We start from the raw sequence: 11,104 nt of genomic DNA on the forward strand, positions 1-11,104 counted from the left end.
TTTGTCTTAAGCGATCAGTTTAAAACAATATCCGCAAAGCTACTGACGGCGGTATGAGTGGGGTTCTGCGGTAGGGCGGCATCACGTACCAGCCAGCAGGTTTGCAGTCCGGCTGCGCGCGCGGCATCCAGTTCTTCAGCGATATCCGACAGAAACAGCACATCCGCCGCCTGAATATCATGCTGCTTCTGCAGTTCGGCGAGGATAGTACGGTAGGAACCGGCCTCCCGTTTGCCGCCGACCAGGGTATCGAAATGACCGCTGAACAACGGCAGCAGATCACCGTCCTGTGAATAACCGAAAAACAGTTTCTGTGCCTGTACTGAGCCCGAAGAATAGACATACAGCGGAATGCCGCTGGCATGCCAGCGCTGCAGGTATTCGGTGGCATCGGCATACATATGCGCGGCGTAGTCGCGGTTTTTGTAGCCGGCTTCCCAGATCAGTCCCTGCAGGGCTTTCAGCGGTGTTACTTTGCGGTCGGCGGCGATCCACTGCAGTAACAGAGTGATCAGTGCTTCATGATCTTTGGCGTCAACGTCGATGCCTTCGGCGGCAGCCAGCTGCGCCGTCTGTGTCAGTTGCTGCTGCACCTGAGCATCCTGCAGATGACTGCGCACGTAATCCGGCAGGTGCTGTGCGGCGTACGGAAAGAGCACGTCTTTGACAAAAGAGATGGAAGACGTAGTGCCTTCAATATCGGTCAGAATCAGTTTTACGGTCATCAGGGTGGCGGCTCAGTTTTCCAGGCGGTTAAAGCGTTCGGCAATGTCGCTGCCGGTGAAGTTGGCGACCCAGCCGTCAGGGTTGTTGAACAGACGGATGGCAATAAAGCCCGGATTCGGGCCCATATCAAACCAGTGGGGGGTGTTGGCCGGCACACTGATCAGGTCGCCTTTCTTGCACAGGACTTCAAACACTTTGTTGTCGGCATGCAGGGTGAACAGACCTTCACCGGCGACGAAGAAACGCACTTCGTCTTCGCTGTGGGTGTGTTCGCTGAGAAATTTCTGCCGCAGTTCGGCTTTCTGCGGATGATCGGCGCTGAGGCTGACCACATCAACGGTCTGATAGCCATCTTCCTGCATCAGGCGGTCGATGTCTTTGCGGTAGGCGCTGATAACTTCTTCCGGTTGGGCGCCGGCGCTCAGATCGCTGCCGGTCTGCCACTGTTCGAAGCGTACGCCAATCTCTGCCAGTCGCGCCTGAATCTTGCTGCTGTTATCACTGGTAAACAACAGATTCGTTGTGTCGTGGTCGGTATAGATGCGGATAATGCTCATGGCAGTCCCTTAGAGTTGACGGAGTTTCAGCAATTCGAGCTGGTAGCCTAACAGGTTTTCCAGCGCTTCCAGATGACGGAAACATTCCGCCAGATCTTTGCCCCAGGTGTACACGCCGTGACCGCGTATCAGGTAGGCGTGGCCCTGACCCTGAGCGCTCATATGCTGTTCGACCAGAGCGGCCAGGCGGGCGATATCCTGATCGTTGGCAAACAGCGGAAAGCTTATGGTGTCTTCGTGGGTGGTTTCCCCTGCGAAGGCTTTCTGCAGTTCCCAGCCGTTAAGCTGCAGCTGATCCTGTGGCCAGATCTGCGACAGCACCACCGCCACCGGCGAGTGGGTATGCAGCACGGCACCAATAGCCGGATCACGTTCGTACAGCTGAGTATGCAGCAGGGTTTCGGCGGAAGGCTTGCCCGGAGTCAGGGCGTGGCCATTCCAGTCGACCACCAGAATATCCGCCGGTGTCAGCTCGCCCTTGTGCTTACCGGAACTGGTCAGTGCACAGTACTGCTCATTCAGGCGTACGGAATAGTTGGAACTGGTGGCCGGTGACCAGCCACGGCTGTAGAGGATGCGGCCATAATCGCACAGTGCCTGGGCGGCGCGGGCAAAATCCTGCTGATTAAACATGGCCATTCCTCAGCGTGTCAGCAACAGCGCAACGCTGTCGCGGTCGGGTTGCATAATCAGGCCCTTTTCGGTGGTGATGACATCGATCAGGCCAGCCGGGGTAACATCAAATGACGGGTTAATGGCCTGACAGCCGGCCGGTGCAATCGGCTGACCAAAGAGGCTGGTCACTTCTTCCTGCGGTCGCTGCTCGATCGGAATATCCTCACCGCTTTCGAGGGTTAAGTCGAAGGTGGTGGTCGGGGCGGCAACCATCACTTTGACCCCATGGTGTTTGGCCAGTACCGCCAGACTGTAAGTGCCGATTTTGTTGGCTACATCGCCATTGGCGGTAATACGGTCGGCGCCGACAATCACCCAGTCGACATTGCCCTGACGGAACAGCTGCGCGGCGGCACCGTCGCATACCAGCGAGACAGGAATCTGATCCTGCATCAGTTCCCAGGCGGTCAGACGCGCGCCCTGTAACCACGGGCGGGTTTCCCCGGCGTATACCTGAGTAACCTTACCTTCGGCGTAACCGCTGCGGATAATGCCAAGGGCAGTACCGTGGCCACCGGTGGCCAGTGCGCCGGTGTTGCAGTGGGTGTAGATCACGGCATTTTCCGGCAGCACCGAGGCACCGAACTCGCCCATGGCGAGGTTGGCGGCGATATCTTCTTCGTGAATTTTGCGGGCTTCGGCCACCAGGGTGTGCGCATCGGCGCTGTTCAGCGCGGCCATGCGCTCAAGTGCCCAGAACAGGTTAACGGCAGTCGGACGGGATTCTGCCAGAACATGGTAAGCCTGCTGCAGATCGCGGCCGGCCAGAGCGTCGAGGGCATAGCCATAGGCTGCGGCAATACCAATGGCCGGGGCACCGCGTACGACCATGGCGCGGATGGCATCGGCGACTTCGGTGGCGGTGGTGTATTCGAGTACACGGTGTTCGTGCGGGAGTACGCGCTGATCAAGCAGATGCAGGCTTTGCTGGCGCCATTCGATGGCATGGAAAGAAGCGTGTGCGGGTGCAGAATGTGCAGACATGATGGCCGTCCTGATAACAAGGTGCGGGCAGCGGTAACACTCTGCCACGCACTTAAAATAAGGCGGCTATTCTAGCTGAATGACACCCGATCCTAAACTTTAAACTCGTTTACGATGCTGCGCAGTTGTTCGGCCTGTTCGGCCAGTTGTTCGGAGGCGCTGGCGGTGTTGCTGGCCTCGCGTACGGTATTCTCGGACACCTCATTGATACGCACGATATTGGCGCTGATTTCGGCCGCCACCTGGCTTTGTTCTTCCGCGGCAGTGGCAACCTGAGCGTTCATATTATTGATGGTGGCAACGTGCTGCATAATGCTGTTGAGTGAGTTTTCGGCCTGACGTGACTGTTCCACTGCTTTCTGGGCATTGCCCTGGCTGAGCTCCATCACCTGAACGGCTTCCTTCATATTGCGGTTGAGTCGTTCGGTAACACTCTGGATATCGCTGGTGGTTTCTTCGGTGCGGGCGGCCAGTGCACGGACTTCATCGGCGACCACGGCAAAACCACGGCCCTGTTCGCCGGCGCGGGCGGCTTCAATGGCGGCGTTCAGTGCCAGCAGGTTGGTTTGTTCGGCAATGCCCTGAATGGTTTTGGAGGCATTGCCGATCTGTTCGCTTTCTTTCGCCAGAGTCTGGATAACGTCACGGGCGCGCTGTACATCCTGCACCAGCTCGGTAATGGCGCGGATATTGGCTTCCATCACTTTTTGCGAGGCGCTGGTTTCTTCGCTGGCTTTGCGGGTGGCATCGGCGGCGGATTCGGCGCTCTCGGCGACTTCGGAGGCGGTGGCGGACATCTGGTTGACCGCAGTGGCTACCTGTTCAATTTCATCCTGCTGATGCTGGATGCCACGGCGGGTGGCGGTGGCGATGGTCAGCACCTTTTCTGAACCGGCAGATACACCAAGGCTTAAGTTAGCCATTACCCGTACCAGCAGCTGCAGGTGACTGATAAAACCATTGAAGTTGGTGACCAGTTTGCCGATTTCATCGGTAGCGCGGGTTTGCAGGCGGATGGTCAGATCGCCGTGGCCGGTAGCCATTGAGCCCAGTGAGTGAACAATACGGTTAACCAGCCGGGTAATCAGGCTGGATATGTACCAGGCGGTGAATTGCAGCATGGCGATCATAATCAGCGCAATCATCAGGCCGACCTTGAGGGTGCGCGAGCTTTCATCGCTGGTGGCCTGAATTTCTGCAGAAAAGTTCTGGTAATTCTGCTGGCGCAGCTGCTCCAGCATGGTGCTGAAGGCATCGTAAGTCTGGTTTGCCTGCTGAGCACGTTGTGCCAGTTGGGCCAGCTCTATAGAGCCTTTAATCATGCCCTCAGCCATCTGACTGGCGCTTTGCCAGTACTGTTTATAGGCATCGCTGAGTTGCTGGATTTGCTGGTTCTGAGGCAGCAGCTGGCGGATAGCATCCAGTGTTGTCAGCATATCCTGATGATGACGGCGGGCTTCGGCGATCCGGTCTTCATCCAGATCGGCGACGGCATTGGCCAGCTCATTGCGGACTTTAAACAGCAGCAGGCCGCTGCGGTCGATTTTTTCGGTTAACGGGAAAGCAACCTGCTCCATATGCTTCAGGTTGGATTCTATGCGCTGCTGCGCGAGCAGTGAATAACCCAGGTAAATGAGAAAACCGGCGGCACCGGTGAGGGCAATGGCAAAAATTTTGTAGCGCAGGGATAGTCCGTTAAACAGCGTCATTCAGCATCATCCTGATTGAAAACTCAGGATTAGGAATAGCTTAGGAGTCGGAATGCGACAAGTTGCCTGACCTGATAGTCAGTACGTCCTTATGGGAATAACTGAAAGCACCCACACTCAAGAGTCGGAAGTCATGCCGGAGTATGAATGGAGGCTCATACCCCGGCATCAGACAGGATCAGAGCATATCCTGCATTTGCTGGTAAGCGCGCACCAGGCCGTTGGTAGAACCGTCAAAATGCTGCGGAATACGCTGTGATTCCAGTGCTTCCAGTACTTTATTACCAAGCTGTTTACCCAGTTCCACGCCCCACTGATCGAAGGAGTTTACGCCCCAGAGCATGCCCTGGGCCGCGACCTTGTGCTCGTACAGAGCGATCAGTGCGCCAATGGTCTGTGGCTTGGATTTGGGGAAGTACAGGGTATTGCTCGGACGGTTACCGGGAATGACCTTCTGCGGTGCCAGTACGATAGCTTCAGCTTTGCTCATGCCGGCGGCGATCAGTTCTTCGATGGCTTCGTCTTCCGATTTGCCCTGCAGCAACGCCTGGCTCTGGCTCAGGCAGTTGGAGACCAGCATAGCGTGGAAATTGTCGATCGGGTTGTGGCTGCACATCGGCATGATGAAGTCACAGGGCGAGAAATGCGTGCCCTGATGCAGCAGCTGGTGGAAAGCATGCTGGCCATTGGTGCCAACGCCGCCCCAGATGATTGGGCCGGTCTGATAATCGACCTGATAACCATCGGCGGTGACCGACTTGCCATTACTCTCCATATCGAGCTGCTGCAGGTGGGCCGGCAGGGTACGCAGATAGTGGTCGTACGGCAGAATGGCGTGGGAGTTCACCCCGAAGAAGTTCACATACCAGATTCCCAGTAATGCCATGATCACCGGCATATTCTGCTCCAGCGGCGCGGTGCGGAAGTGCTCGTCCATTTCAAAGGCGCCACGCAGCAGGTCGCGGAAGTTGTCGATACCAATCGCCAGTGCCAGCGGTAAACCAATGGCTGACCAGAGCGAATAACGGCCGCCGACCCAGTCCCACATCGGGAAAATATTCTCTTCGGCAATGCCAAACTCAACCGCTTTCTCAATATTGGAAGACACCGCGGTGAAGTGCTTGGCCAGGTCGCTTTCGTTACCACCGTTATCCAGGAACCACTGGCGGCAGGCCATGGCATTCTTCAGGGTTTCCTGAGTACTGAATGACTTCGACTGGATGATAAACAGCGTGGTGGCCGGGTCGAGGCGCTTCAGGATCTCGGTGATATGAGAGCCATCGATATTGGCCAGATAGTGAATAGTCAGGCGGCTGTCCCAGTAGGGTTTTAACGCACCGGATGCCAGCTTGGGGCCCAGAAAAGAACCACCGATGCCGATGGAGACCACATCAGTAAAGGCTTTGTTGGTATAACCGCGCCACTGGTTGCGGCGGATTTTCCAGCAAAACTCTTCCATGCGGCGTACGGTGTCTTTGATTTCCGGCATGATGTCCTGGCCGTTAACCAGCACCGGACGGTCGCTGAAGTTACGCAGGGCAGTGTGCAGGGCTGGTCGTTTTTCGCTGCGGTTAATGGCTTCGCCGCTGAACATACTGTCGATATGCAGCGGCAGCTCGCGCTCGTGTGCTAGCTGTACCAACAGACGCATGGTCTCTTCAGTAATGCGGTTTTTGGAGTAATCCAGATTCAGGCCGGCAGCCTGCAGGTGAAAACGTTCGAAGCGGTATGGGTCTGCGGTAAACCAGTCACGCATATGCTGGTCTTTGAGTCCGGCATAATGTTGCTGCAGCAACTTCCAGCTTTCGGACTGGGTCAGGCTTCCTGTTACGGCCATGAACTTTCCTTAAATACGTTCGGATGACAACGACAAGTCAGATGCGGCGAGTATACGGAAGGCGGCAACAACGGGCAAAAAACTTGCGCTGAGGGCTGGGTTGGCAATGGCCATAAAAAAACGCCGCATAAAGCGGCGTTTATTGGTCTGGCAGTGAGACAGGCTCAGGCTACCTGGACCGGAATATCGAAGCTGGTATGGCTGACGCTGTTATCGGCGTTCAGGTACACCATCTTAGGCTTGAACGTGGCCAGCTCTTTTTCGTCATAGTTAGCGTAAGCACAGATAATAATGCGGTCGCCCACATCAGCCATATGCGCTGCAGCACCATTTACGGAAATGATACCTGAACCATCTTCGCCACGAATAATATAGGTGGTGAAGCGTTTGCCATTATTGATGTTATAGATCTGGATCTGTTCAAACTCACGCATACCCGCGAGATCCAGCAATTTGCCGTCAATGGCACAAGAGCCTTCATAGTTCAGCACCGAGTGCGTAACCCGAGCCTGATGAAGCTTGGCTTTGAGCATGATGGATTGCATGGTAAACCCTTTCTTTACTATTCGGACGATTCTTCACTGTGGGAGCAGGTCCTGCAGCGCCGGAATTGTTCACTTATCACCCATATGGGCGCAAGGCGGCGAAGTATGCCTCAATCATTCGCCTGATTCAATGTCACCTGAAGATTATCAATTAAGCGTGCTGAGCCAAGGAAAGCCGCGCCTAAAACGACTACAGAGTGGTCATTGAGTGTTGCCGGAGCCAGGTCTGAAGTACGGCGGATTTCCAGATAATCGGTACGGAAACCACGTTGATTCAGGCGTTCTTCTGCATTTTTCAGGCTGTCGGAAAGATCTTTTCCGGCTTTGAAGTCGTCAGCGATCTCGCTCAGGGTCTGATACAGGCCCGGGGCCAGCGCCCGTTCTTCAGCGCTCAGATAACCGTTGCGGGAGCTTAAGGCGAGGCCATCAGCTGCGCGTTTGGTCGGTACCGGGACGATTTCCACCGGCATGCACAGGTCGTTCACCATCTTGCGGATTACCGCTACCTGCTGAAAATCTTTTTCACCGAAAAAGGCCATATCCGGCAGTACCTGATTGAACAGTTTGCTGACCACCGTCGATACGCCATCAAAGTGGCCAGGACGACTGCCGCCGCACAGCCCCTCAGATACGACCGGTACATGCACGATGCTCTGTGCGTCCTGGCCGTTGGGGTACATTTCATCGACATCGGGCGCAAACAGCAGGTCACAGCCGGCGGCGGCGAGCTTTTCCTGATCGGCAGGCAGGGTGCGCGGGTAGCGTGCCAGATCGCTCTTATCATTGAACTGCAGCGGGTTGACGAATACCGATGAAACGGTAAAGCAGTCTGCCGCCAGAGAGCATTCAATCAGGCTGATATGGCCTTCGTGCAGATTGCCCATGGTTGGCACAAACCCGATACGACGGCCGCTGTTGCGGGCATTGCGCACATGTTCGCGCAGTTCGCGGATGGTATGAACGGTAATCATGCGCTGAATCCGTGTTCGGCGGCCGGGAACTGACCGGATTTAACTTCTTCAACATAAGCGGCAAAGGCCTGCTGCACGTTGCGGCCATCGGTGAGGAAGTTTTTCACAAACTTAGGAGTAAAACCGGAATTCAGACCCAGCATATCGTGCATCACCAGAACCTGTGCATCGGTGCCGGCACCGGCGCCGATGCCGATCACCGGAATGGATACCGCGGCGCTGATACGGGCGGCAAGGGCGCTGGGTACACATTCGAGCAGCAGCAGGTCGGTACCGGCTTTTTCCAGCGCGATGCAGTGGGCCAGCATGGCTTCGGCTTTATCGTCTTCACGGCCCTGTACGCGGTAACCGCCGAATTTGTTGACCGATTGCGGTGTCAGGCCGAGGTGTACGCACACCGGCACGCCCTGGCGACCCAGAGACTCAACCAGCGGGATCAGCCAGTCATCACCTTCCAGCTTGACCATATGCGCACCGGCCTGCATCACTTTACGGGCGCTTTCCAGCCCCTGTTCCAGCGTGCCGTAACTCATAAACGGCAGATCGGTCATGATGAATGCCGGGCGCTTGGCGCGACGGTTACCACGCACAACGGCTTCGGTGTGATAGACCATATGCTCAACCGTAACCGGCAGTGTGCTGTCCTGGCCCTGAATCACATTGCCGAGGGAATCGCCGACCAGCAGCACTTCGACACCGGCATCGGCTGCCAGTTGGGCAAAGGTCGCGTCGTAGGCGGTCAGGACCGAAAATTTTTCCTGCCCGGCTTTCATTGCCTGCAGTGAGCGGATACTGATGGGACTCATGGTCATTCTCCGGTTACAGCGTTTCGTTTAGAAACAAATCTGGGGCGTATGGTGCGGATTGGCGCTTATAAGTCAACTGTCAGAGCAGTCAACAAACCTGTGGCGGTGGCCCGATGCGTTGCAGATCACCACCGAATTCCGGCGTCAGCCCAGCAATGGCGCGGCCATCGGGCAGGTGCAGATCGGCGGCAATTTCAGTCAGCGGCAACAGTACAAAACTGCGCTTATGCATCTCGTGATGGGGAATATTCAGGCGTTCGCTGCACATGGTCAGATCACCATACAGCAGCAGATCAAGATCGATACAGCGCTCTCCCCAGTGGCGGCGTTTGATGCGGCCCTGTTCGCGCTCCTGAGCCTGCAGGGCATCCAGCAGGGCCAGCGGTTCGAGACTGGTTTCCAGCTCAGCAACGGCATTTACGTAATCCGGCTGATCCTGCGGCCCTAATGGTTTGCTGCCGTACAGTGAGGAGCAACGCAGCAGGCGGCTGTGCGGTAATGAAGCCAGCGCGCGCAGAGCGATAGTGATCTGCGCGGCAGGATCGTCAAGGTTGGCACCGAGGCCAATAAAGCAGCGAATCATGAGAATGAACGGCCGCCGTCAGTTCGCCTGGGGAGGACGGCGGTTGCGGTTACGCGGTGAACGGCGGCGGCGTTTTTTGTACTCGCCCTGACCGTCAGCGTCGCCTGTGCGCTCGAAATCGCGTGGCGGGCGGCTCTGTACCAGATCAGGATGTTCCTGCTGCAGGCGTGTCCAGAAACCACCGATACCATTCAGGTTTTCACCGGACTGCTCGCGCAGCAGTACAAAATCGTAAGCGGCACGGAAGCGCGGGTGGGTCAGAAGGTCTTCAGCCTTGCGGCTCTGGGTACGTGCCAGACGTAACTGCATCTCCCAGATTTCACGCATCGGGATAGAAAAGCGCTTGGGAATGGCGGTGCTCTGAATCTGTTGTGCGAGAACCCGGTCAGCCGCTTTCTGCAGTGCCGGATGCGGTGGCATGCCTTTGGCCTCGAATTCTTTCTGGATACGTACCAGTGGTGGCCAGAGCAGGGCAGCGAGGAAGAAGTAAGGTGTTACCGATTTACCCGCACGGATGCGCTCATCGGTGTTACGCATGGTGTTCTCTGCCATGGTCAGTGCCTGCGGGTCATCGCGCAGGCATTGCTCAGTAGCCGGGAACAGCGGGCCAAACAGCTGATACTCACGCAGCAGGCGCAGGGTATCCAGCGCCTTGCCGTGCAGAAACAGTTTGAGAATCTCTTCAAATAAACGTGCGGCCGGAATCTGTTCCAGCAATGGGGCCATCACCGGGATTGGCTCAGCAGTATGCGCCTCAATGCTGAAATCCAGTTTGGCGGCAAAACGGATGGCGCGCAGCATACGCACCGGATCTTCGCGGTAACGGGTTTCCGGATCGCCGATCAGGCGCAGACGACGGTTTTGCAGGTCATCCCAACCGCCGGCATAAGCATGCACGCTGTAGTCGGCAATATCGTAATAGAGAGCGTTGATGGTGAAATCGCGGCGTACGGCGTCTTCGTCTTTGTTGCCGTAAACGTTATCACGCAGAATCATGCCCTGATCGCCCTTGGCGGCAATCTTACTGGAGTGTTCCTCCGTGGGCGGGGCGCGGAATGTGGCTACTTCAATCACGTCGCGGCCAAAGACCACGTGCACCAGCTTGAAACGACGACCGATAAGACGGGAATTACGGAATAGCTGATTAACCTGCTCGGGGGTGGCGTCGGTTGCTACGTCGAAATCTTTTGGATGCAGGCCCAGCAGGGTGTCACGAACGCCACCGCCAACCAGCAATGCCTGGTGTCCGGCTTTGTTCAGCCGGTACAGTACTTTGAGGGCATTTTCGCTGATGTTGCTGCGACTGATGCTGTGCTCGTCACGTGGCACGATGGTCAGCTGCACATCGGTACGTGGTTTCTTTTTGCCGAACAGGCGGATAACAGATTTGATCAAATTGGTTGGCCGTTTCACGGATTCAGAAGTCTTAGGGCCTGTTAACACTAATTAAACAGGCCTGTTATTGGCTAAAATTTCCTCAGACAAGGCGCTGAGAGTGTGGGATGTTCAGCACATCCCTGTGCTTCACCCCTTCGGGGTTGGCACGCCAATCTGTTCCAGACAGATTGGTAACGGGTTAAGCGAACGAACAGTAACGCAGTATGAGGGAATTTTAGCCATAACCCTGCGGGCTGAGGCCAGTGTTCCCCATTAACGTCGTCGTTCGTCATTCATTTAGCCCGCTAATATCACTCCTCTCTCCTTGTTCTGA

At 56.2% G+C, this 11,104-nt stretch carries 11 protein-coding genes; all 11 read right to left on the minus strand.

From position 1 onward, the window contains the following. Positions 1-14 precede the first annotated feature (14 nt). On the minus strand, positions 15-725 hold the full coding sequence (mtnC, locus tag HUF18_RS10225) for an acireductone synthase (protein ID WP_225692123.1): 711 nt from the start codon (positions 723-725) through the stop codon (positions 15-17). Positions 726-737: 12 nt separating this feature from the next. Beyond that, positions 738-1,283 (minus strand): 1,2-dihydroxy-3-keto-5-methylthiopentene dioxygenase, encoded by a 546-nt coding sequence (locus HUF18_RS10230; RefSeq protein WP_145469853.1) that lies wholly within the window; start codon positions 1,281-1,283, stop codon positions 738-740. 9 nt (positions 1,284-1,292) lie between these two features. After that, entirely contained in the window at positions 1,293-1,916 is a 624-nt protein-coding gene (locus tag HUF18_RS10235; RefSeq protein WP_225692124.1) for a methylthioribulose 1-phosphate dehydratase, read from the minus strand. Positions 1,917-1,925: 9 nt separating this feature from the next. Continuing rightward, positions 1,926-2,942, minus strand: coding sequence for an S-methyl-5-thioribose-1-phosphate isomerase (gene mtnA, locus HUF18_RS10240; protein WP_225692125.1), 1,017 nt, complete (start codon positions 2,940-2,942; stop codon positions 1,926-1,928). A 92-nt stretch (positions 2,943-3,034) separates the two neighbouring features. Further along, the gene (locus tag HUF18_RS10245; protein WP_225692126.1) at positions 3,035-4,651 is read right to left on the minus strand and encodes a methyl-accepting chemotaxis protein; all 1,617 of its coding nucleotides are present in this window, start codon (positions 4,649-4,651) and stop codon (positions 3,035-3,037) included. A gap of 178 nt (positions 4,652-4,829) precedes the next feature. Then, positions 4,830-6,488, minus strand: a complete 1,659-nt coding sequence (pgi, locus tag HUF18_RS10250) for a glucose-6-phosphate isomerase (RefSeq protein ID WP_225692127.1) — start codon at positions 6,486-6,488, stop codon at positions 4,830-4,832. A 164-nt stretch (positions 6,489-6,652) separates the two neighbouring features. Continuing rightward, positions 6,653-7,033: an aspartate 1-decarboxylase gene (gene panD, locus HUF18_RS10255; protein WP_145469848.1), complete on the minus strand. Its 381-nt coding sequence runs from the start codon at positions 7,031-7,033 to the stop codon at positions 6,653-6,655. Between the two features lie 110 nt (positions 7,034-7,143). Beyond that, positions 7,144-8,004: a pantoate--beta-alanine ligase gene (gene panC, locus HUF18_RS10260; RefSeq protein ID WP_225692128.1), complete on the minus strand. Its 861-nt coding sequence runs from the start codon at positions 8,002-8,004 to the stop codon at positions 7,144-7,146. Continuing rightward, positions 8,001-8,810 carry a 3-methyl-2-oxobutanoate hydroxymethyltransferase gene (gene panB / locus HUF18_RS10265; protein ID WP_145469846.1) on the minus strand — a complete coding sequence of 270 codons (810 nt, stop codon included), beginning with the start codon at positions 8,808-8,810 and terminating at the stop codon, positions 8,001-8,003. Before panB ends, panC begins: the two co-directional genes overlap by 4 nt. An 88-nt stretch (positions 8,811-8,898) precedes the next feature. After that, complete coding sequence (gene folK, locus HUF18_RS10270; RefSeq protein WP_225692129.1) at positions 8,899-9,393, minus strand: 2-amino-4-hydroxy-6-hydroxymethyldihydropteridine diphosphokinase; 495 nt, start codon at positions 9,391-9,393, stop codon at positions 8,899-8,901. Positions 9,394-9,411: 18 nt separating this feature from the next. Next, on the minus strand, positions 9,412-10,788 hold the full coding sequence (pcnB, locus tag HUF18_RS10275) for a polynucleotide adenylyltransferase PcnB (protein WP_255606067.1): 1,377 nt from the start codon (positions 10,786-10,788) through the stop codon (positions 9,412-9,414). Positions 10,789-11,104 lie beyond the last annotated feature (316 nt).

The organism is Thalassolituus sp. ST750PaO-4 (genome assembly GCF_020320405.1).
GTDB classification, from domain to species: domain Bacteria; phylum Pseudomonadota; class Gammaproteobacteria; order Pseudomonadales; family Oceanobacteraceae; genus Venatoribacter; species Venatoribacter alkanivorans.

Excerpts from the sequence above, each read along its gene's own strand:
- panD (WP_145469848.1), bottom strand. The coding sequence starts at position 7,033 with ATGCAATCCATCATGCTCAAAGCCAAGCTTCATCAGGCTCGGGTTACG.
- HUF18_RS10235 (WP_225692124.1), bottom strand. The coding sequence starts at position 1,916 with ATGTTTAATCAGCAGGATTTTGCCCGCGCCGCCCAGGCACTGTGCGAT.
- mtnA (WP_225692125.1), bottom strand. The coding sequence starts at position 2,942 with ATGTCTGCACATTCTGCACCCGCACACGCTTCTTTCCATGCCATCGAA.
- HUF18_RS10230 (WP_145469853.1), bottom strand. The coding sequence starts at position 1,283 with ATGAGCATTATCCGCATCTATACCGACCACGACACAACGAATCTGTTG.
- pgi (WP_225692127.1), bottom strand. The coding sequence starts at position 6,488 with ATGGCCGTAACAGGAAGCCTGACCCAGTCCGAAAGCTGGAAGTTGCTG.
- panC (WP_225692128.1), bottom strand. The coding sequence starts at position 8,004 with ATGATTACCGTTCATACCATCCGCGAACTGCGCGAACATGTGCGCAAT.
- panB (WP_145469846.1), bottom strand. The coding sequence starts at position 8,810 with ATGAGTCCCATCAGTATCCGCTCACTGCAGGCAATGAAAGCCGGGCAG.
- mtnC (WP_225692123.1), bottom strand. The coding sequence starts at position 725 with ATGACCGTAAAACTGATTCTGACCGATATTGAAGGCACTACGTCTTCC.
- folK (WP_225692129.1), bottom strand. The coding sequence starts at position 9,393 with ATGATTCGCTGCTTTATTGGCCTCGGTGCCAACCTTGACGATCCTGCC.
- HUF18_RS10245 (WP_225692126.1), bottom strand. The coding sequence starts at position 4,651 with ATGACGCTGTTTAACGGACTATCCCTGCGCTACAAAATTTTTGCCATT.